The organism is Bacillus sp. 491mf (assembly GCF_900112415.1).
Taxonomy (GTDB): domain Bacteria; phylum Bacillota; class Bacilli; order Bacillales; family Bacillaceae_G; genus Bacillus_A.
The window spans coordinates 15030-35753 of record NZ_FOLV01000033.1 but is presented as its reverse complement, the minus strand read 5'-3'; the positions used below and the strand labels follow the sequence as shown (position 1 = coordinate 35753).

Here is a 20724-nt window from a genome sequence, read left to right as displayed (position 1 = left end):
AACGAAATTTTCGAAATCTTTCTAGTTTCTTCTTTTTTTATGTAATTTGATTTATACTTATGGGGAAAACTTTAACAGGATAGAGGTGAATGTATGAACTGGAAAAGCTTATTAGCGGGTGTTGGTTTAGGTTTTGCAGCTGGATATGTTGTTGCAAATAAAGTTCAAGAGCAATCCCACATTTCTTCTGAAAAAGCATTAACAATGGTCAAGCAAGCATTAAGTCATAAAGGTGAAATTACAGGTTCTTGGGTACATATGGTTCCTGAGACGTTTGAAAAATATGATGTTACTTACGATGTATACCGCGGTGGTATTACAACGTTATTACACGATGTGCAAGAACGATTTGAATTTTTAGTAGATGCAAAAACAGGTACAATTTTAGAAGTGAAAGTTGCTTAATGCGAGGTGCAAATTGGTTTTAAGTAGTTCTAGCACCCAAAAGCTTGGATTACGTGTAAATCCAAGCTTTTTTTATTTCTATTTCTTTAAATAAGCCTACTTTTCATAAACAGAACTTCGCTAATTGCTCACCCCAAGATGATAATTCCGTCTCTATAAAACCTGCCTTTTGATAAGCGAATTTTGCGGCAAGATTTTCAGGATGATATCCAATCATAATAAGTGGAATATTAATATCATTCCTTCTCTTTATTTCTTCAATAACCAATTTTATCGCATGTACTCCTATTCCTCTTCCTTGGAATCCTTTATCAACCATCAGTCTGTAAATCCAATAATTATTATCGTCACCGTCTATTCCATACATAGTAAAACCTACGATTTCGTTATCAAGATATATTCCTTTTGCATAGAAATTGTCTAGAAACTGCACTTCTGCAATGGAATACAAATTGGAAGCGATAAATGGCTGTTGCTCTCGATTCACTGATAATTGAATCGCATCTTCCCAATTATTCTTATCGATTGCTTTTAATGATATATGTTTCAATATAATGCTCCTTCAAAAGAATATTTCCATAGTCTTCTTGTCGACTTTGTATGTTTACATCGTTTCTGCACCTCTTGTTATATTCTTTCAATAATTGTTGCCGTTGACATCCCATGTCCGATACAAATTGTAAGCAAACCATATTTCCCGTTTCTTCTTTCTAGTTCATGAAGAAGAGACGTCATCAATTTCACACCTGTTGCTCCGAGTGGATGCCCTAATGCAATCGCACCGCCGTTCACATTTACTTTATGTAAATCTGCTTCTAGTTCTTTTTGCCATGCAAGAACAATAGAAGCAAATGCTTCGTTAATTTCGACTACGTCCATATCATGAATTGTTAAGTTTGCTTTTTGCAGTACCTTTTTCGTCGCGGGAATGACACCGTCTAACATCGTTGTAGGATCTGAACCAACTACAACTTGATTGACAATCCGCGCCCGTGCTTTCAATCCTAACTCTTTCGCTTTTTCACTATCCATTAACAAAATGGCCGCTGCTCCGTCACTAATTTGACTCGCATTCCCTGCTGTAATCGATCCGTTCTCTTTAAATACAGTCTTTAAATTTGCTAATGCTTCAAGAGAAGTGTCTGCTCTTGGTCCCTCATCGTTTGTAACGAGCATTGTATTGCCTTCTTTATCTATCCCATTTACTGGGACAATTTCACGTTTAAAGTTACCTACTTCTATTGCTTGCAACGCACGTTGATGACTTTCATAGGCATAGTTATCTAGCTGCTCTCTTGTAATTCCATATTTTTCAGCAATCATTTCTGCCGACACACCTTGATGGACAATTTCATATTTTTCATGAAGACTACTTGGAATTGTATTTGCATTACCATCGCTTAAAATTGGTACTTTCGTCATATGCTCAACACCAGCAGCAATGGTAATATCCATATCACCAGACTTAATTTCTTGCGCTGCAAAATGAATTGCTTGTTGCCCCGAACCGCAAAGACGATTAATCGTTACAGCTGGAACAGTGATCGGAAAATCCGCTTCTAAAGCAGCAAGTCTCCCAATATTAAAACCTTGCTCTGCAATCGGCGTCACACAGCCCATGACAATATCTTCTACCATACCTTTTTCTATATTGGCACGCTTCATCACCTCATCCAATGCAACTGCCGCCAGTTGCACGGGATGAAGTTCACGAAACGCACCGTTTCTTTTTCCAACTGGCGTACGTACCGCTTCAACAATGACAACTTCTCTGTTCATATTCTCTCTCCCACTTTCCCTTTTTCATAGTTATAGAACCCTTTTCCAGTTTTCCTTCCGAGATGCCCTGCCTCTACAAGTTTCACAAGCGTTTGCGGAGCGCGGAATCTATCACCAAATGCTTCGCTTAAACCTTGACTTGCAAATAACATCGTGTCTAATCCAACATAATCCGCTAACTCAAACGGCCCCATCGGATAGTTCAAGCCAAGTTTAATCGCTTTATCAATTTCTTCTTTACTTCCTACGCCTTCCTCATACATACGCATGCACTCTAACAAATGCACGGCAATCGCTCTTGAAGTGACAAACCCTTGCATATCTTTCACAACAACGGTTTCTTTGCCAATCTCTTCTGCTAACTCTTTCACCGCTTGTATTGTATGTTCCGCTGTATCAACTCCTCTCACAATTTCAATCAGTTTCATAACAGGTGCTGGATTAAACCAATGCATCCCTAACACCTTTTCCGGGCGATTTGTCGCACTTGCAATCGCCGTTACACTTAATTCAGATGTATTTGTTGCCAGAATGGTAGACGAGGAAGCGTAGCTATCTAGTTGTTTAAATATCTCTTTTTTCAACTGCAAATTCTCTGGAGCAGCTTCAATAATAAGCTCTACATCTTTACATGCTTCTTCTATCGTTATAGTAGACACGATATTCACAAGAACTTGCTCTTTCTCTTCTTCACTCATCCGCCCAGCTTTCACAAAACGCTCTAGACTTGTTGTAATCCCTTTGTATGCTTTTTGTATACTTTCTTCTGACACATCATACATTTTTACGCTCTTTCCACCCATCGCTAATGCCTGAACAATACCACTTCCCATAATCCCAGCACCAATTACCGCAATATTCCGAATCATCATCTTCCTCCCTTTCATTACAAACCCATACTTTTCGCAATAATATTTTTCATAATTTCATTTGTCCCCGCATAAATGGCGCTTACGGGAATGTCCCGGTACCTTCTAGCAATCTCGTATTCTTCCATATACCCATACCCACCGTGGAGCTGCATGCATTTTGCCGCTACTTTCTTTGCAAGGTCTGTTACCCACCACTTGGCCATCGATACTTTCGTTACAATGTTTTCACCTTGCATATGTGCTGCAATACATTCATTCACAAACGTGCGACCAATTTCAATTTCTGTATACATTTCAGCAAGCCTAAACTGCACCGTTTGAAAATCACTAATACTTTTCCCAAATGCTTTTCGTTCTTTTACATAGTCCTTCGTTAAGCGCAGCATCACTTCTGCCGCTGTTATCGCCGCAATTGCGACAATGAGGCGCTCTTGCTGTAATTTATCCATTAAATAATAGAAACCTTTTCCCTCTTCCCCTAACAAATTAGAAGCAGGAACTTTTACATCTTCAAAAATAAGTTCCGCTGTATCTTGACTATGCAATCCAACCTTTTCTAGTTTTCTTCCTCTCTTGAATCCTTCCATTCCTCTTTCTAAAACGAGTAAACTAATTCCTTTATGCGCCGGCTTTACAGTTGTATCTGTCTTACAAACAACAACGACTACATCCGCATGAATCCCGTTTGTAATGAATGTTTTTTCACCGTTTACAACATAATGATCGCCTTCTTTTCGCGCCGTTGTACGAATACCAGCTAAATCAGAACCAGCTCCCGGCTCTGTCATCGCAATAGCAGTAATATATTCACCGCTCACACACTTTGGAAGCCAGCGCTTCTTTTGTTCTTCTGTTCCATATGCCGTCAAATACGGAACGACAATGTCATTATGTAAACCAATTCCTACTAAACTTGAACCAACCTTTTCTAACTCTTCATTTATGACAACTGAGTATCCAAAATCAGCTTCAGCTCCGCCGTACTTCTCTTCTATCATCGGACAAAGAAAACCATTTTCCCCCATCTTTCTCCAGAGAGACCGTGGAATCATTCCGTCTTTCTCCCATTGGTTATAATGCGGATACGCTTCCTTTTCTAAAAATTTACGGAAAGCATCACGGAAAATGTGATGCTCCTCCTCTAAATAGGCATGCTTCATCGTATTTTTTTCACCTCTGTCCCTTGATTACGCAAAATAAACTTTTGAATTTTCCCGCTCGCATTTCTCGGTAGCTGCTCCGTAAATACATACCTACGCGGGCGTTTATAATCAGCGAGCTTATCACTTTGCCTGCAATATTCATCTAACTTTTCTTCTGTAAGCGACCCGTCCTTTGAAACAACGTATGCAACGACGCGCTGCCCCCACAAATCATCTTTCTCCCCTAATACCGCAACATCTAACACACCTTCATGCGTGTATAAAAAGTCTTCTACCTCGCGCGGATAAATATTCTCTCCGCCGCTCACGACCATATCGTCAACGCGATCAGCTACATATAAATACCCATCTCGATCGACATAACCTAAATCTCCTGAATGGTACCATCCTTTATATAAAGCTTTTTCCGTCACTTCTGGCTTGTTGTGATACCCCGCCATCACGCATGGACCTCTCATAATAATTTCTCCAATTTCATAGGGAGGTAACACATCATCAGGTTCAGACGGTCCATCATCGTTCGGACGGACAACACGGATTTCGTGATTATATCCAGCCTTTCCTGCCGAACCAACTTTGGAAAGTTGCTCATGCTCCCGTAAAAATGTAACGGCCGGTCCCATCTCTGTCATGCCGTAAGCTTGTATGAGCGAAACATTCAACTTTTCATCGCAAGCTTTAACGAGCGCAGGTGCCATCGAAGCCGCTCCGTATAAGCCGTATTGCAGCGATGACAAATCATACTGCGCTAAATCTTCCTGCAGCATCATATTCCACATTGTCGGTGCCGCAAACATCACCGTCACCTTTTCGTTTTGAATCGTCTCCAAGACAAGCTTTGCATCAAAATGATGAAGAATGATATTTGTCGCACCGCTATGTACTCTCGGAATGAAACAACAATGAAGCTCCGCACAATGAAACATTGGCGCCGTCACAAGGCCGCGGCTATTTTCCGTGTAATGTAAATACGCAACACCCATCATACTTTGATCAATAATTTCCCGGTGGCGATGAAGCACACCTTTTGGCTGACCTGTCGTTCCACTCGTATACATAATGGAACAAATGTCATCTTCCTTTACTTCTACTTTTTCAAAATGCGGCGTAGCATTTGCTACTTTTTCTTCATATGAAACAGAAAATGATGGTTTATTTTGGTCAATGTACCAAAATTGAATGTGAGGAAATTGTGTATGAATGCTTTCTACTTGAGAGGTTATTTGCTGTTCAAAAAGTACAATTTTAGGAGAAGCATCTTCTAATATATAGGCAAGTTCTTGTGGTTTTAATCGAAAGTTGATGGGATTAAATATAGCTCCTATTTTTGCACAAGCAAAACACGTCGTCGCAAGTCGGCTACTATTAAAAAGGAACGCCGAAACGCAGTCACCCTTTCGAATCCCGCTTTGTTGAAACGCATGAGCAAGTTTATTTACCTGTTCATTCCACTCTGCATACGTCCAGCGAATCTGTTTTTCAGGCTCAACAATCGCTTCCTTATTCGGATAATTCCCAGTTGTTACTTCCAGTAGTTTCCCAATGGTCATATACACGTTATCTTTTCCCTCCATTCATTAAAACGCTTTCATTTTTTTCGCTATCTTCCTATAAAAAAACAAGATAGCTTGGGAATTATTATAACAATTTTCAGAACACTTTACGGGTGAATCTTTCGACAAATAGAGACAACTCCAATTCGCTTTGATAGTTAAAAAGGCCAAACAAATAGCATTTGACTTGTTCATCAAATGCTTCGTTTCGCTTAAGAATGATTAGAGACATATTTGTTACTTCCAGGGAGTTTCTTAATGTTATTCCATGCTTCCATCGCTTCTTTACGACCTTTTCCTTTATTGTTTGGATCTGCGAAAAAGTCACGAGTAAATTGATTGTATTCAAATTGAGGAGCAATTTGTTTCTTATATGCCGGATCTTTCTTGCGCTCTTCTTCTTCATACCAAGCAGCTACAACATCACGATACGTTTTTCCTACATTATTTTTAATATAGTTTTGTATATAAGTAGAAAAGTGAAACTTAGGACTAATCACTGTCTTAAAAAAGACTCTTACATCCTGGCTACAACGATGATTTTCTGTAATGACTGTATCAAGACTTAAATTACCTTGTGTTTGGGACTTTGTCTTATCTTTTGGCTTTCTCAACGCTTTTTTGATCTCCCCGGTTTGAAGAAACGTTTCAATTCTATCTGTAATCTCTATCTTAGAACCAGATGCACTCATTCCATGTTCCCTGCAAAATGATTGCAGCTCTTCTTTTAACCAGTAAAAATCTTTAAAATCTTGAATCGAAATATCTTTTGTCAGATTAGGTCTCACTATTCACACCTCCACATGTACTTTTATTCTAGAATGTATGTTCGTAAATTACAATTCATCATAACGAAAAAAGAGTTTATTTTAACCAAAATCCATTAAAACAAACTCTGAACATATTTTACATATATACAACTTAAGCCTTTGCTAATTGTCGTTCTTTTTTTGGAGAATAACTCATTCCCGCAAACACGAGAAAAATGCCGAGAAGCTGATACAGATCAGGACGGTAATGTAAAATCGTAACATCTAGTAAAATTGCGACAATTGGATCCACAAAGACTAAAATCGCAATTGTTTGCGCCTTTAATTCTCGTAAACTACTAAAGAACAAATAGAACACAAATCCTGTATGAATAAATCCTGTCACAAGGATATAAAACCAATTTTCAGCAGTAAGATGCGTAAATTTTGACCAATCCACAAATGGAATCAACAAGATAACACCAAGACCCGTTTGAATCACGGTCGTTAACAACGGACTCAGTAGTTGAATTCCCTTTCCTGTGATGGAAGTAAGTGCATAGAAAAGGGCTGCAGCAAATGCCCATAAGACACCTGTGGATAAAAATTCGGAAACGCTTGTATGTTGATGAATCCCGCCAACTAACAATGTACCGACGAAGCAAACAAAGAAAAAGAACAATCCTGTTCCTGTTATTTTTTCTTTAAAGATAATAGAGCCTAATAGAAGTACAATCACTGGTGCTAAATGATAAATTGATATCGCGACAGTAATGGGCATGACTTCAATGGAGCGAAAGAAAAAGACCCAGTTTATAATAAGAAACAAGCCACATAGTAAGGCAAGACCATACTCGCGGCGCGGAATAACGTTTTCTTGTTTTGCTGTGAATGTGCGAAAAAGCCATATTCCCCCTAACAAAACACTTGCACAAAGACATCGTACAAAAACCAATTCAATCGACGGGAGGCCTGTTTTAATCGAAAATAGACCGATAGAACCAAAGATAGCCATAGAGGCGACAAATTTTAATTTCGCATACATGTAACTCCCCCTAAAGTAGTCATCGTTATAACGACTATTGTTTTGTGCGAAAAAAACAGCTTTATCCCGCATTAACGGGCAGTACCCCCCACCTCAAGATTGAAAAAATACGAAGAAGATAGGTGGGGGATAACTGCCCGTAAATGCCCGATTCGTTCAACTAACCATCAGTGGGGAATACCACCCCACTGATGGAAGTTTCACTTTATAATAAGCTGTTTTTTCCTGTCATAACATGAGTTAAATCTTCCCTTTTCTTCCATAGTTCATCTAGCTTTTCAGGACCGAACGCAGTTGTAACTTCCTCTACCATAATGTCATGCCGAATGTATTCAGTAGCAATTAGAACGAGCGCAGGATCAGTTGACTTCACAGCCCACTCCGAACCTCTGTCGCTAAACTTAGCAATTAGAGCTTCTTCTTCATCTCGAACGAGAATCGTCAAATACCCACCCATACGTTTGCTCACAATGTCCGGCGCCATGTAGTTGTGATGATATGTGTGCCCTAACTTCTTATCTTCTGCTCCAAATAAAACTGTAAAAATCGGGATTGATCCTTCTTTTTCTCGAACAGCTTTTTCAATGTCTTTCACAAGAGGAGACCAAATGGATAACCAAAGTTCTTTGTTTGCCTCTCGAATCATCGAAAGCATTTCTTGAACAATATGTTCATACTGAACAATTCTCGTGACAACATCTATCTTTTGATCACTTTCTAACGTCGTAAGAGATGATTCGAGCACTTCTAATGACGCATCCATCTCTTCTTTCAAACGAGCAAGCAACAGCTTCGGTTCAACAGGTTTATAGACAATCGGATCAGAAGGAACCGTTTGAATCGCTCCCTTATCAAGCAATTTCCCTAACACCTCATAAATCATAGAGCGCGGAACACCGGAACGCTTACTTAATTCATAGCCGGTGATAGCAGGTGATTTCAATAAACCGATGTAAGCCTTACACTCGTATTTCGAAAATCCATGTTTTTGCAATTCGGCAATTGCTTTCTCTTCCATAAGCCCTCCTAATAGTAGTTATTGTATTAACTACTATAAAACATCAAAATTGAAATGTCTATATTTTCAGACCCTTCAAACGCAAAAAAGTATCAGTCAGCATAGACCGATACTTTTACTCATACGAACTATCTTTTCCTTTGTACAACGGCTTCATATTCGCAAATCGAAATTTGTCCACAGACATCGTTGTTTTCTTTTCTTCAACTACTGAGTCTTGTTTTTTCTGTGGAATAGGCACAAACCTTGTATTGAGTCGTTCCTTTATTCCTTGAACCATAAGATTTAAAACAAAAATCGATATTGCAAAAGCTACTAACGGCGCCAATATAATCCACGGTGCTGTTAATAATTCATTTTTGTTCAATCCAATTAATCCCGACCACTCATTTGTAAGGGAAAACGCAGTAGGGGGACCTCCGAAAGGATCCTTTACCATTTTCCTTCCACCAATTAATACTTTAAAAAAGCCCATATATATGAGTAGCGTAAATAATTGAACAGCCTGTTGCAGGAACAGAATCACAAGAATCTCTTTCACAGAGAGCCAAATATGCTTTCGAAACAAATGAAATTTTCGAGCACCGAGCACAATGGCGCTTGTAATATATTCTTTTTTCATAAAAAGATTAATCTCTTGGCTAATGTAAAGAATGAGATTTGGCAAAGTGACGATGCAAAGAATGAGAAATTGCTTAATAACAATAGATTCCTGAAAACCCGTATGCTCACTTTGGATCATTAGCAGCATCATGAACAAATTAACTAAAACAACTGTCGGAACAAAGAAATACACCTTACATACTTTTTCAATAAACTTTTGTAATGAATCGGGTGTATATGCTAATAAACTCCCCAATAAAGTTCCTACTAATAGTTGAATAAAACAAATTCCAAACACAAATAAGATCGTAAACTTTGCGCCAATAATAAGTTTAAAGAATAAGTTATACCCACTTCGATCCGATCCGAAAGGAGGCATCACCAAAGGATTAAACGGTGCACTTTGTGAAACATTACCGTCAGCACCTTTGATTAACACTTGCGTCTGAGAATACAAATCTTTTCCGTACCATGTGAATAAAAAACTAGCTAACACAAGTCCGCCGAAAAAAGAAAGGCCAATCCAAAAACGTTTCGAATGGAACATGCTATTTTTCATTTGCAAGTCCTCCTGTCGTACGCTTCACTTGAAAATGAGCAATCGTAAACACAATGTAAAATGGAATAAATAATAAAAGGATCCATTGTGCTATCGTTACAGGATTTAAAACAAATGGCTTTAAAATAAATGACATGTATCCATTAATATTAAAAGCAGCCTCCACTAGCAATAGACTTGAAATCATAACTAGAAAAGTAGATTGCAAATGATTAAATAAATGATAAATTACATTTCGAAACAAATGAACAAATAAAATATATTTTCTACTCAAGCCCTTTGCACGAGCAAATTCGACATACGGCTTATTCTGTTCATCCAATAAAAATAAAACCATAATACGGAAGAAATGAAGAGCAGGCACAAGACTCATCGTCACAATCGGTAAGAAATAAGCTTGTTTACTGCCGAATGCGTAAATATTTACGAAATTGATTCCTGTTTGTTTATATAACCAAACAAAAAATATTTGTAGCATAAAAATTAGTAACAAATCAGGAATAGATTCGATCAGCACTAAACATCGCTCAATTGTTTTTTTCACTTTCAAAGACGACAGTACATAGCCAAAAGATAGACATGTAGCAATGATAACTGTTAAACAAGTAGATGCTAGTAAAATAATACCCGAATATATATACGGCTCCCAAATCTTATCCCAAAACGGAAATTGGCGCATGTCCATAGGATTCCCAGCATCTCCATGGGTAAATATCTGTTGTAAAAACGCAGTAAAACTAAGAGGATTGTTCCCCCAGAAAACAAATGGCACATAACTAATAACCATAATAACGACAATGCAAATGCAAAATTCTATACATTTCTCAATGAAAAACCCCTTCATTTTGACTCTCCTCGCATCGTGATTTATTACATCAAATAAAACAACCCTTCGTTACACTTTGCTCGTCATTTCTATTTCTTTTCGTTCTAATTTTTCTGCCATATGCCCATCTTCATCCCACTTCACCGCACGGTAATAGGCATCATGATAGAACGTAAACCACGCATTCTGCTCTATGCCATATTTCATCCACTTTTGTTTACTTTCAATAGATGTCATCGGATAATCATCATACGCCATGACCCACAGTACATTTTGATGCGCATGTGTTGGTAGTAAATCTGCTAAATGAAGGAATGTTTCATCTTTACTTTGCCCAACGACAACGGCATGTCCATCACTATGTCCGCCTGTATGAACCATTCGGATTTCATCTGTAATGTGTACTTCTTCCATAAATGTTTGGACTTGATGCACAATTGGCTCCCAATTTTCTTTCCAATATGTATTGCATGAGCGAATATTCGGATTTCTCATTTCATCCCATTCTGTTTGTGATACATATATTTTGGCATTCGGAAACGTCGGAACAAGCTTTTCACCTTCCCATTTCGTTAAACCAGAGGCATGATCAAAATGAAGATGCGTCATTAATACATAATGAATATCTTCCGCTTTTAATCCAAGCTGAGCAAGCGATTGCTCAACAGATGACTCTTCTGTCACTCCTTGATTTCGCTTCATCTTCTCATTCATTTTGTTGTTGCCCATCCCTGAATCGATAAGCATGTTTCCATCTTTCGTTTGCAGCAGCAATGGATCTGTTCGTAAATAAATTTGATTTTTATCGTTATGACTATATTTGCGTGACCAAAGTACTTTCGGTACAACGCCAAACATTGCTCCGCCGTCTAAATGTGTATTTCCTCCTCGCAGCCATGTTACTTGTATATCACCAATTTTTAAATGTTCCATTTTCTGTATCCCCCTTTTTTTATATGTTATCATATAATTCAGAAAAATAATAAATTATCCAATAGAAGCAGCTCTTACAGCATATAAAAGGAGAAATATGATGAAACTAACAAACGAACAAGACATTATCCGATTAGTAAAAGAAGATCCATGGATGATGGATCTATTACAAACTGCTAAACAATTACAATTACCCGATTGGTGGGTATGCGCTGGGTTTGTCCGTTCAAAAATATGGGATACCTTGCACGGGTTTGAAGAAAGAACGCCTCTTCCAGATGTTGATGTTGTTTATTTTGATGCTGAAAATATTGATGAATCCGCAGAAAAGAAATACGAGCAACAACTACTGAATATGTTTCCAAATGTACCTTGGTCTGTAAAAAACGAAGCAAGAATGCACATCATTAGCAACATGCCACCCTTTTCTTCTTCAGTAGATGCTATATCAAAATTTCCAGAAACAGCAACAGCACTAGGTTTGAAATTAAATGAACAGGATGAAATTGTACTAGCTGCTCCTTGGGGCGTGCAAGACGTCATTAACTTAGAACTAAGGCCGACCCCTTATTATGAGGAAATGAAGGAATATACAAATATATATGTGGAACGTGTACAGAAAAAGAAGTGGGAGGAGAAATGGCGTAAGGTGAAGGTTTTTTATCCTCTAAATTTTATATAGAAACATGCAGAACGCTATTCTCTCAAAAAGAATAGCGTCTTTCATTCTATTAGATTAAAACATGCCCACCTTCAACATGCAGAACTGTTCCTGTAACAAACCCATTCTGCATAGCGTATAGTACAGCTTGTGCTACATCTTCAGCATTTCCTACTCGCCCTACAGGAAGTTTATTTCCTAAGTCAGTATAAAATGTATTACGCGCTTCTTCTGCCATTTTGCTGCGTGACGGTGTATCAATAATTCCTGGTGAGACAACATTTATGCGAATTGGGGCTAGTTCTAGCGCTAACGTTTGACCAAGGTTAGAAACAGCGGCATTGACTGCACCAAGTGTTGCCGATCCAATCATTGATTTATAAGCGACAACTCCGGAAAATAAAGTGATGGAACCATTACCAGCAATTTTCGGAGCACCATATTTCGCTGCATAAAATTGTCCCCAAAATTTATTTTCAAATAACTGACGTGCTGCGGCTGTATCTGTATCGATAAAAGAGCCTCCAGATGTTTCTGCTGCTGTAACAACTAAATGATCAATTGGCCCTACTTTTTCAAAAAAAGATTGAACTTGTTGTTCTTGCATCGTATCAAGCACATGAATTGTTACGTTTCCCCCTAACTGATCCTTTGCTCTTTGCAACTTTCCCTCAGAACGACTAGCAATGATGACCTCGCTACCATGCATAAGTGCAAGTCTCGCTGTTTCTAAACCAATTCCAGAACTACCACCGATAATGACAACTTTTTTATTGTGTAACATGTTCATTTCCCCCAGTTTTTCTTATTTTGTTTTGCTGGGGTTATTGTAATTCTATAACTTTCTTTTTTGAAGTAGTGATATTTAATTCATATAGTTACTTTTTGGAAAGTTTCTTTTTTAATAAGGGGGAACTTCTAAAAAAATTTACTGTATTCACTTCATCTCTTCATCTGATCGACAAACTCACTAACCGACTTCACATATTCATCGTCAAATAACCCTCTAGGGTCAAAAATAGATTTCACAAACATACCCAACTCCGAATTTACATATTGTGGTTTCAACATGGAGTGATTTGCTTCAGGTAAATAAGATACCGATAACAACTCTTTCCGCACTTCTTTTTTATAAACTTCCATCGTGTTTTTAACATCTACATTTTCATCACAGCCACCAACAATTAACTGAACAGGCTTTTTTGTTTCTATGAGGTCCTTTGTTGCATCGCTATTTACATTCTTTTTAATAAAATTCCATCTTTCTTTAGAGATACCTCCTTTATCATTCGTTACATCTTTGTATTCTTCATAATTACTATTTTTCAAAAGTAACTCTAGAACTTTTTCATTATTTTTCATTCGTTGATTGATTTCTTCTTTCGTTGCACCAGTACTAGTCATACTTTTTCCGTATAATACTTTCCTTGTTCGATCCAATTAATCGCAGGTGACACTAAAATACTAAACGAAACATCATCACTAGCATTCGCTACTTTTGGGACAACCCATCCTCCTTGACTCGCTCCCCATAAACCTATTTTTTTAGGATCAATATCAAGATTTTTCTTTGCCCATTCAATCACTTCGATTACTTCATTGGCGCGATCTTCCATCGACTGATTTAGCCAATCTCCAGTTGATTTTCCAATACCAGGCTTATCCCAAGCTAAGGACGCATACCCTTTTTTCGCTAATTCCTCCCATAAAGGTAAATAGCCATCATCATACATTGCGTTTACAGGTCCATCACCATGAACAAAAATAATTAATCCTGGCTTTTCTTTTTCTTTAGGAAAAGAAACAACACCGTGTAATGTAGTTTCTTTCGTTTGAATCGTTACTTCTTCTTGCTTCATATCATAAAAATGTTGGTATACAATCCATCCTGCCAATCCCAGTATTACAATTCCTAGCACGAGTAAAATCCTTTTCATTTTTTCCTCCTTGTATGATGAAATTCTTGTTTTCATCATGCTTAATAAAGTGAAACTTTAATCAGTGGGGGTTTTCTTCATCCCCCACTGATTATCAGCCCTCACCAATCGGGCTTTTACGGGCAGTTATCCTCCACCTATCTTCTTCGCTTTTCTCTCAATCTTGAGGTGGAGGTCTTACTGCCCGTTAATGCGGGATAAAAAATGAGAATGACCATTGTAAATTTATGTTAAAATTTATTTAAAGATTACGAGAATTTGCACGTAAACTGATAAGTCGCATTCGTTGAATAGGAATTTAAGTTATGTCAGCAATGATAAAAAGGGAGAGAAACCAATGTTACAATCATTAATTTTTGATATGGACGGTACTTTATTTCAAACAGAAAAAATTCTAGAATTATCACTTGATGATACTTTTAATCATTTACGATCACTACGTTTATGGGATACAGTAACCCCTATTGATACATATCGTGAAATTATGGGAGTACCTTTACCAAAAGTATGGGAAGCTTTGTTACCTAATCATTCTAGTGAAGTAAGAGCACAAACGGATGCTTATTTTTTGGAAAGATTAATTGAAAACATAAGAAGCGGGAAAGGTGCTTTATATCCTAACGTTGAGGAAGTTTTCAGTTATTTAAAAGAAAATAATTATTCTATTTACATAGCAAGTAATGGTTTAACGGAATATTTACAAGCAATTGTAAGTTATTATAATTTGAATAATTGGGTTACTGAAACATTTAGTATTCAACAAATACAAACGCTCGATAAAGGTGATTTAGTTAAAACAATTATCGAAAAATATGATATAAAAAAGGCAGCAGTAGTCGGTGATCGTCTATCTGATATAAATGCAGCGAAAGATAATGCTTTGATCGCAATTGGATGTAATTTTGATTTTGCACAAGAAGAGGAACTTGCACAAGCTGATTTTGTAATAAATGACTTAATGGAGTTAAAGACATTGTTGCCTAAGATGAAAATCGCTTACGAAACAAATGAATACTTTACGAAATCATAAATCAGCGCTCAGAATGATAGAATTCTGAGCGCTTTTATTTGTGATTATTTACAGTGTTTTCTATAACGTTAATCCGAAGCGCTTTAATTCAATAAAAATATGTTCTAAACGTTCTCCCTTCTCCGTTAATGTATATTCAACCCGCGGGGGAACTTCTGGATATACCGTTCTTTCTACAATTCCGTGTGCTTCAAGTTCCTTCAAACGAAGCGAGAGCGTTTTCGGGCTAATTCCGTCTATTGATTTTTGCAAATCACTAAATCGCATCGTTCCTTCAATAAGAAGATCCCGAATAATTAAAAACGTCCACTTTGTCCCAATCACATCAAGTGTTTTCGCAATGGGACAAACCTGTCCTGGTGTCCCTTTTGTTAATTTGATTTGCTCCATGTTACTCACTGAACCACGCTCCTAAAATTTTTTCGATTCATTTTCTTTATAGTATCACAATTCTATCCTTACGGTAACTATATGAAATAAATATCACTACTTCCCAAAAGAAACTAGCTATACATACAATATCATTAAACCTAACACTATTTATAAAATTAAGGAGGTTATAAAAATGAGTGTAAAAAACATAGCTAGTGCCGTAAGTATCTTCGGGTTCATGATTATGTTGGCTGCTTGTCATACACAAACATCAGAATACAAGACTGCTGCACCAGCCAAGAAAGATATTCAATTGTTGAAGGATTTTCCACAACCTAAATCGATGACAATCGATCCTTCGTTGAATCAACAGAAAGCTATGGAAATGGTTCATGCTGCCCAGCGCTTCTATGCATTTTGGAATACTGGTAATGATGCTCTAATCCCACAAGCTGTTACAGACAACTTTTTTGATAACACGCTGCCAAAAGAGCGTCCTCAAGGACCAAAAGGCTTAACATTTGCATCAAGCAATTTCCGTAAAGCCGTTCCCGACTTACAGTGTAACATCGAGGATTTACTAGTAACTGGCGACAAAGTAACAGCCCGTCTATCCTTCACTGGAACACATAAAGGTAACTTTGGAGAGAAACAGCCAACTGGCAAAGCTGTTCACTTCTTTGCTATCGATATTTTACGAGTGAAAGATGGAAAAATTGTTGAAGATTGGCACTTAGAAGATAATCTAACGCTTATGCAACAACTCGGCGTTGTACCGGAAAATTAATGGAAACACATCATAAAATAAAGGGGAAAACTACAATGAAAAATATCCTTATTATAAACGGCCATCAAACTTACAGATCAGCAGAAGGAACATTAAATAAAACCTTAACAGATAACATAGTGAATGTATTAAGTGCAAATAACGATGTCCAAACAACAGTTGTTCAAAACGGATACAATATCGAGGAAGAACAAAGTAAGTTTTTATGGGCTGATATTATCATCTTTCAAACACCTATTTATTGGTTCAATGTGCCTGGTTTACTGAAGACATATATGGATGAAGTGTATGCTTATGGATTATTTTTCAAAGGATCTGAGCAATATGGAAGAGGCGGCTTATTAACTGACAAACACTATATGTTTTCAACTACATGGAATGCTCCTAAACAAGCATTTAACGATCCAGCACAATTCTTTGGAGGAAAGAGTTTAGAAGAAGCACTCAGTCATTTACACCGCACACAAGATTTTATCGGCATGAAACCATTAAAGAGCTTTGCTTGCTATGATGTAATAAAAAATCCAGATATTGATAAATTTATATTTGAACTGAATACACATCTAGAACAAGTATTACCGCTTTAAATCAGCTGTCATGAGAAAAGCCCCTTCATAAAATTGAAGGGGCTTGCAGTTTTTATACGAATTCCAGTTAAACGCTTATTATTTAATCGTTCCCACCCCACCAATTGTCACATGTACCTTAACGTTCACATCCCCTTTTGCCAATGCTTTATTCCAATTATTTTGGACTTTTTTCCACTCTGGATATGTATAAGTTCTTGCATATGTACCCAGTCCAATCGGATCGATTTCAGCAGCTTGTATTTTCTTTATTAAATTCTTGAAATCAGCTTGCAATTTCGTTTCAATAGCTTTTTCCAGCTTTGCTGCCTCCTTTTTTGTATTAAATGGAAAAAGTCGTTCTGTAATGGCGATTCTCATCTTTACATCTATATGAAACATAAATTTACTGTCATATTTCACCTTAGTCTTTACCTTAATATTTTGAGCAACAAAGCTTATCCAATCTTTATTACTGTCATCCGCTTTCGGATTGGTTGCAATTGTGAATAGAAACTCACCTTTATTTTTATGCTGTAAGATGCGTAACAATCTGTTTTCATCGGGTTTCAGCGTTAATTTATATTTTCCTTTTTCGTCCAAAAGGGCTGTTCCTGTCAGCCATATTTTCTTCTTTTTTTTCATCTCGGTAATACTCGCTGTCATCCCTTTATCTTTCATTTGTTCATGCAATTCTTGAAGAGTTGTTTTTACCACAACATTTCGTTTAGAGGCCGTTTCAACTAGTTTCGTTAAATACAAAGGGAGCCGTGGCTTATCTTTTGGGTTATAAAAAATTACGTCCGAAACAGGTCCATCAACAGCGACAACCCTTGTAGTCACTGTATTTTTGGGATCTCGGTAAAATGGTTCGAGGTAACCTGTCCAATTTTTTCGTTGCAGCAGCCGTTTCCCAACTAAGAAAACTTGTGTTTTACTTCCTGATGTTAACGCCATAACTGTAGCATCGAATTTCTCTCTAGCATTTCGAACTGTAACAGATTTCACGCCAGTATTTTCTTCTTTACTCTTTGCTTCTTTATTAAAAACAGGGCTTGACATGTACACCAATAAATTATCATTATGATCTAAATCCACACCAATTATAAGACTAAGGGAAACGTCTTCAACATTTGTTTGATCAAAACACCCTGTCATCATAAACGTCAATAACAAGACACAACATAGTATCTTCCTTTTCACTGCATTCCCCTCCGATGATACTTCTCATATACCCAGCTATATATCCATAAAATTATAGGTGATATATACGTCAATCCTAATCCCGCATTTGATACTGCCTGTTGCAAACTATCAGCTTTATTCCAAGTAGGAAGGTTCCAAAATATGAAACCTATAATAAGTAATAATAGAACGATGACGTGAGAACTATGGTCTTGTTTTCCAAGTAATTGACTAGAGCAGAATACAGCGCAGTATATGCAAGGCATCCAAGCTGTTGAAACAACAATTAAGTAAACAGCTAATAAAAACATGTCAAAACGTTCTAAAAACCGAAATTCAATTACTTTCAATAAATTTAGTACAGGCTGATTAAATTCCGTAATGCTGTCAGGGCTAAAATAGGCAAAGCAAATAAGAGTAGTAAATAAATAAAATAACATCGTCAAAGTATTGGCAATCACGATTCCATGGACTGCATACTGTTTTTTTTGTAAGAAGGGATATAAAAAGAACGCGATATCAAACCCTAAAAAAGTAAAAATAGTAGTTGGTACAGCTGTTAATACCGATTTCCATCCTTCTTTTAAGAGCGGAAAGAACGGCAGCCAACTCCAACCTCCTTTTAGCGGTATCAAAAAAAAGAGCGGAAGCCAAATCATCATATAAAAAACGAGTTCACAGTAACGCCCTATTATCCGAATGCCATTGCGCACAACAAGAAATGTAGGAATTGAAAACAAAAATATAATGATATAGTCAGGCGTTTTCGGAAGAAGCCACCCCTTAATATACAGCATGGTATTCACAAGAATGATGCACGAATAACAAGCAAAATAGATCATATAAATAACAATTAGCGCTTTCCCAACTATTTTGCCAAACAATCGTATAAGAATGTCATAAAGCGTGTCCTCTGGATATCTTGCAGATGTTTTCACGATAAAAATACCGGATATCGTGGAGAATATCCAACCGATAATTATAGCTATCCATCCATCCGTTCCAGCTTTTTCTGCAAGCACTCGTGGGAGAGATAAAACTCCAGTTCCTACCTGCATTCCATTAATTAAAAAAATATACTGCAGAAGAGTAATGTCATTATAGGCATACTTTTTCATAGTTTCACCTTTTATTATGGTTTTTTCCTTGTCGAATAGATTGAGTAGCTCCCGTACCCTTAGGACGATTTTTCATTGTCCATAAAGGAAAGCGTATAAAAGTATCCTTCATATTAGCAAAGCGAAACGGTGCTAACGGAGTCCCATAAGGAGTTCCGAGCGATTCAAGACTGATGAGATGTGCAACTAATGTCATCCACCCGATAACAATTCCGACAATCCCAAACAAAGCAGCCGATATCATCATAGGAAAGCGCAACAGTCTGATCGCCGCTCCCATATCATAATTAGGAATAATAAAAGAAGCGATAGCCGTAACAGCAACAACGATAATCATAATGTTGCTGACAATTCCCGCTTGAACAGCGGCCTGTCCAATAATAATCCCGCCTACAATTCCAACTGTTTGACCGATTGGAGCAGGTAGCCGCAGGGCGCCTTCTCTCATCATTTCCAGTGTCATTTCCATAAGTAGCGCTTCCATAACTGGAGAAAAAGGTACACGCGTTCTTGATTCTGCGATAGATAAAAAAAGTTCTACAGGAATAACTTCAAAATTAAAGGAAATAAACGCAACATAACTCGCAGGTAAAAATAGAGCTATCATAAAAGCAATAAACCGGAGTATCCGAATAAACGAAGCAACTAACCAACGTGTCCCGTAATCGTCGACTCCTTGAAAAAAGGAGATAAAGTTTGTTGGAGCAATTAATACATGGGGAGAACGATCCACTACAGCTACAAATCTTCCTTGAAGAATATGAGATATAGCCACGTCTGGTCTTTCAGTTAGCATAAATTGCGGAAACGGTGAATACGGATTATCTTCAATGAATTCGATAAGTTCACCCGCACTCGCTATAGAGTCGACCGTAATACCTTGAATCCGTGTTTCCAATTCTTTCAGAACATCTTCAGAAGCTACATCTTTCAAATATAAAATAGAAATTCTCGTTTTACTTCGCATACCAACTGTTATTTCTTGCACCTTGAATTCGCGATGAGGGATGTATCTTCGAATCATTGCGATATTTTGACTTCCAGTTTCTACAAACGCTTGATGAGAACCTTTTAGAGATATTTCATTACGAGTATCTTCAATATTTCTTTGCGGCCATCCTTTTGTATCTAATTGATACGCTGTAGCTTGGCCATGAAGGAATAAAATACTATCGCCTTCCAAAATAGCATTTTCAATCCGGCCCCACGCATTAATTATTTCAACATGACCCAATGGAATTGGAAGCTCCGCATTCGCATCATAGACGCTATCCATCAATGGAGTTAAAACATGTTTTTGAATCGATAGCTTATCAGTTAATCCAGACAAATATACTAAAGCTGCTTCTATTCCATCTCCTGACATTGAAAACCGCCGAATCACTAAATCAGGAGCTTGACGAAAGAGTTCCTGAAGCTCACCAATGTTTTTAGATAAATCCGCATCTAAGAGGGAGCCCTCTATATTTTCATCCTGAAAATGACGATCGTCGCGTCTTGAAAACGACCTAGGATTGCCCCTGCTTTTTAACCGTTTCAGAAAATTAACCATGAACTCCCCCA

The 20724-nt window shown here is 37.4% G+C and carries 23 protein-coding genes; 5 read left to right on the top strand and 18 right to left on the bottom strand.

The features are described from left to right. Positions 1–93: 93 nt before the first annotated feature. Positions 94–405 (top strand): PepSY domain-containing protein, encoded by a 312-nt coding sequence (locus BM211_RS20495; protein ID WP_035435876.1) that lies wholly within the window; start codon positions 94–96, stop codon positions 403–405. A gap of 103 nt (positions 406–508) precedes the next feature. Here the strand turns inward: BM211_RS20495 and BM211_RS20490 are convergent, their stop codons facing one another. The 11 genes from BM211_RS20490 to BM211_RS20440 all read right to left on the bottom strand — a co-directional run bounded on the left by BM211_RS20490 (position 509) and on the right by BM211_RS20440 (position 11505). Continuing rightward, a complete protein-coding gene (locus BM211_RS20490) occupies positions 509–955 on the bottom strand; it encodes a GNAT family N-acetyltransferase (protein WP_035435878.1) in 447 nt (148 codons plus the stop codon). A 77-nt stretch (positions 956–1032) separates the two neighbouring features. Next, positions 1033–2184: a thiolase family protein gene (locus BM211_RS20485; protein WP_090999213.1), complete on the bottom strand. Its 1152-nt coding sequence runs from the start codon at positions 2182–2184 to the stop codon at positions 1033–1035. Continuing rightward, entirely contained in the window at positions 2181–3053 is an 873-nt protein-coding gene (locus BM211_RS20480; protein ID WP_090999212.1) for a 3-hydroxyacyl-CoA dehydrogenase family protein, read from the bottom strand. The genes BM211_RS20485 and BM211_RS20480 overlap by 4 nt, the downstream gene beginning before the upstream one ends. Before the next feature lie 17 nt (positions 3054–3070). Next, the gene (locus BM211_RS20475) at positions 3071–4216 is read right to left on the bottom strand and encodes an acyl-CoA dehydrogenase family protein (protein ID WP_035435884.1); all 1146 of its coding nucleotides are present in this window, start codon (positions 4214–4216) and stop codon (positions 3071–3073) included. Continuing rightward, positions 4213–5775 (bottom strand): fatty acid--CoA ligase, encoded by a 1563-nt coding sequence (locus tag BM211_RS20470; protein ID WP_035436364.1) that lies wholly within the window; start codon positions 5773–5775, stop codon positions 4213–4215. The genes BM211_RS20475 and BM211_RS20470 overlap by 4 nt, the downstream gene beginning before the upstream one ends. Positions 5776–5984: 209 nt before the next feature. Beyond that, positions 5985–6560: a DUF6434 domain-containing protein gene (locus tag BM211_RS20465; RefSeq protein WP_035435886.1), complete on the bottom strand. Its 576-nt coding sequence runs from the start codon at positions 6558–6560 to the stop codon at positions 5985–5987. A 133-nt stretch (positions 6561–6693) separates the two neighbouring features. Beyond that, a complete protein-coding gene (locus BM211_RS20460) occupies positions 6694–7566 on the bottom strand; it encodes a DMT family transporter (protein WP_090999210.1) in 873 nt (290 codons plus the stop codon). A gap of 205 nt (positions 7567–7771) precedes the next feature. Further along, positions 7772–8584, bottom strand: coding sequence for a TrmB family transcriptional regulator (locus BM211_RS20455; RefSeq protein ID WP_035435890.1), 813 nt, complete (start codon positions 8582–8584; stop codon positions 7772–7774). Positions 8585–8699: 115 nt separating this feature from the next. Further along, entirely contained in the window at positions 8700–9746 is a 1047-nt protein-coding gene (locus tag BM211_RS20450; RefSeq protein WP_090999208.1) for an ABC transporter permease subunit, read from the bottom strand. Next, the gene (locus BM211_RS20445) at positions 9736–10590 is read right to left on the bottom strand and encodes an ABC transporter permease subunit (RefSeq protein ID WP_090999206.1); all 855 of its coding nucleotides are present in this window, start codon (positions 10588–10590) and stop codon (positions 9736–9738) included. Before BM211_RS20445 ends, BM211_RS20450 begins: the two co-directional genes overlap by 11 nt. A 51-nt stretch (positions 10591–10641) precedes the next feature. Further along, positions 10642–11505, bottom strand: coding sequence for a YtnP family quorum-quenching lactonase (locus tag BM211_RS20440; protein ID WP_090999205.1), 864 nt, complete (start codon positions 11503–11505; stop codon positions 10642–10644). Between the two features lie 100 nt (positions 11506–11605). Here BM211_RS20440 and BM211_RS20435 point away from each other — a divergent pair, with 100 nt between their 5' ends. Beyond that, a complete protein-coding gene (locus BM211_RS20435) occupies positions 11606–12187 on the top strand; it encodes a nucleotidyltransferase family protein (RefSeq protein WP_090999202.1) in 582 nt (193 codons plus the stop codon). A gap of 49 nt (positions 12188–12236) precedes the next feature. Here the strand turns inward: BM211_RS20435 and BM211_RS20430 are convergent, their stop codons facing one another. The 3 genes from BM211_RS20430 to BM211_RS20420 all read right to left on the bottom strand — a co-directional run bounded on the left by BM211_RS20430 (position 12237) and on the right by BM211_RS20420 (position 14103). Further along, positions 12237–12950, bottom strand: a complete 714-nt coding sequence (locus tag BM211_RS20430; protein WP_090999200.1) for an SDR family oxidoreductase — start codon at positions 12948–12950, stop codon at positions 12237–12239. Between the two features lie 158 nt (positions 12951–13108). Beyond that, positions 13109–13570, bottom strand: coding sequence for a hypothetical protein (locus BM211_RS20425; RefSeq protein ID WP_090999198.1), 462 nt, complete (start codon positions 13568–13570; stop codon positions 13109–13111). Next, a complete protein-coding gene (locus BM211_RS20420; RefSeq protein ID WP_177206968.1) occupies positions 13567–14103 on the bottom strand; it encodes an alpha/beta hydrolase family protein in 537 nt (178 codons plus the stop codon). Before BM211_RS20420 ends, BM211_RS20425 begins: the two co-directional genes overlap by 4 nt. Before the next feature lie 337 nt (positions 14104–14440). Here BM211_RS20420 and BM211_RS20415 point away from each other — a divergent pair, with 337 nt between their 5' ends. Beyond that, positions 14441–15133: an HAD family hydrolase gene (locus BM211_RS20415; RefSeq protein ID WP_090999193.1), complete on the top strand. Its 693-nt coding sequence runs from the start codon at positions 14441–14443 to the stop codon at positions 15131–15133. 60 nt (positions 15134–15193) lie between these two features. Here the strand turns inward: BM211_RS20415 and BM211_RS20410 are convergent, their stop codons facing one another. Further along, positions 15194–15523 (bottom strand): winged helix-turn-helix transcriptional regulator, encoded by a 330-nt coding sequence (locus tag BM211_RS20410; RefSeq protein ID WP_177206969.1) that lies wholly within the window; start codon positions 15521–15523, stop codon positions 15194–15196. Positions 15524–15698: 175 nt separating this feature from the next. Between BM211_RS20410 and BM211_RS20405 the strand changes: the two genes are divergently transcribed. Then, complete coding sequence (locus BM211_RS20405) at positions 15699–16292, top strand: ester cyclase (RefSeq protein WP_090999189.1); 594 nt, start codon at positions 15699–15701, stop codon at positions 16290–16292. A 35-nt stretch (positions 16293–16327) separates the two neighbouring features. Beyond that, positions 16328–16879 carry an NAD(P)H-dependent oxidoreductase gene (locus BM211_RS20400; RefSeq protein WP_090999187.1) on the top strand — a complete coding sequence of 184 codons (552 nt, stop codon included), beginning with the start codon at positions 16328–16330 and terminating at the stop codon, positions 16877–16879. Between the two features lie 78 nt (positions 16880–16957). Here BM211_RS20400 and BM211_RS20395 read toward each other — a convergent pair whose 3' ends face one another. Genes BM211_RS20395 through BM211_RS20385 form a run of 3 tightly spaced genes read right to left on the bottom strand, consistent with a single transcriptional unit; the run spans position 16958 to position 20713 of the window. Beyond that, the gene (locus BM211_RS20395) at positions 16958–18061 is read right to left on the bottom strand and encodes a Ger(x)C family spore germination protein (RefSeq protein WP_090999185.1); all 1104 of its coding nucleotides are present in this window, start codon (positions 18059–18061) and stop codon (positions 16958–16960) included. Next, entirely contained in the window at positions 18058–19161 is a 1104-nt protein-coding gene (locus tag BM211_RS20390; protein WP_090999183.1) for a GerAB/ArcD/ProY family transporter, read from the bottom strand. The genes BM211_RS20395 and BM211_RS20390 overlap by 4 nt, the downstream gene beginning before the upstream one ends. Before the next feature lie 4 nt (positions 19162–19165). Next, positions 19166–20713 (bottom strand): spore germination protein, encoded by a 1548-nt coding sequence (locus tag BM211_RS20385; protein ID WP_090999182.1) that lies wholly within the window; start codon positions 20711–20713, stop codon positions 19166–19168. Between the last annotated feature and the right edge of the window lie 11 nt (positions 20714–20724).

What these genes read in the sequence shown, in the direction of transcription:
- BM211_RS20480 (WP_090999212.1), bottom strand. Translation starts at nt 3,053, where the DNA reads ATGATTCGGAATATTGCGGTAATTGGTGCTGGGATTATGGGAAGTGGT.
- BM211_RS20385 (WP_090999182.1), bottom strand. Translation starts at nt 20,713, where the DNA reads ATGGTTAATTTTCTGAAACGGTTAAAAAGCAGGGGCAATCCTAGGTCG.
- BM211_RS20460 (WP_090999210.1), bottom strand. Translation starts at nt 7,566, where the DNA reads ATGTATGCGAAATTAAAATTTGTCGCCTCTATGGCTATCTTTGGTTCT.
- BM211_RS20390 (WP_090999183.1), bottom strand. Translation starts at nt 19,161, where the DNA reads ATGAAAAAGTATGCCTATAATGACATTACTCTTCTGCAGTATATTTTT.
- BM211_RS20405 (WP_090999189.1), top strand. Translation starts at nt 15,699, where the DNA reads ATGAGTGTAAAAAACATAGCTAGTGCCGTAAGTATCTTCGGGTTCATG.
- BM211_RS20450 (WP_090999208.1), bottom strand. Translation starts at nt 9,746, where the DNA reads ATGAAAAATAGCATGTTCCATTCGAAACGTTTTTGGATTGGCCTTTCT.
- BM211_RS20485 (WP_090999213.1), bottom strand. Translation starts at nt 2,184, where the DNA reads ATGAACAGAGAAGTTGTCATTGTTGAAGCGGTACGTACGCCAGTTGGA.
- BM211_RS20400 (WP_090999187.1), top strand. Translation starts at nt 16,328, where the DNA reads ATGAAAAATATCCTTATTATAAACGGCCATCAAACTTACAGATCAGCA.
- BM211_RS20425 (WP_090999198.1), bottom strand. Translation starts at nt 13,570, where the DNA reads ATGACTAGTACTGGTGCAACGAAAGAAGAAATCAATCAACGAATGAAA.
- BM211_RS20420 (WP_177206968.1), bottom strand. Translation starts at nt 14,103, where the DNA reads ATGAAAAGGATTTTACTCGTGCTAGGAATTGTAATACTGGGATTGGCA.
- BM211_RS20435 (WP_090999202.1), top strand. Translation starts at nt 11,606, where the DNA reads ATGAAACTAACAAACGAACAAGACATTATCCGATTAGTAAAAGAAGAT.
- BM211_RS20415 (WP_090999193.1), top strand. Translation starts at nt 14,441, where the DNA reads ATGTTACAATCATTAATTTTTGATATGGACGGTACTTTATTTCAAACA.
- BM211_RS20495 (WP_035435876.1), top strand. Translation starts at nt 94, where the DNA reads ATGAACTGGAAAAGCTTATTAGCGGGTGTTGGTTTAGGTTTTGCAGCT.
- BM211_RS20410 (WP_177206969.1), bottom strand. Translation starts at nt 15,523, where the DNA reads ATGGAGCAAATCAAATTAACAAAAGGGACACCAGGACAGGTTTGTCCC.
- BM211_RS20430 (WP_090999200.1), bottom strand. Translation starts at nt 12,950, where the DNA reads ATGTTACACAATAAAAAAGTTGTCATTATCGGTGGTAGTTCTGGAATT.
- BM211_RS20455 (WP_035435890.1), bottom strand. Translation starts at nt 8,584, where the DNA reads ATGGAAGAGAAAGCAATTGCCGAATTGCAAAAACATGGATTTTCGAAA.
- BM211_RS20445 (WP_090999206.1), bottom strand. Translation starts at nt 10,590, where the DNA reads ATGAAGGGGTTTTTCATTGAGAAATGTATAGAATTTTGCATTTGCATT.
- BM211_RS20475 (WP_035435884.1), bottom strand. Translation starts at nt 4,216, where the DNA reads ATGAAGCATGCCTATTTAGAGGAGGAGCATCACATTTTCCGTGATGCT.
- BM211_RS20440 (WP_090999205.1), bottom strand. Translation starts at nt 11,505, where the DNA reads ATGGAACATTTAAAAATTGGTGATATACAAGTAACATGGCTGCGAGGA.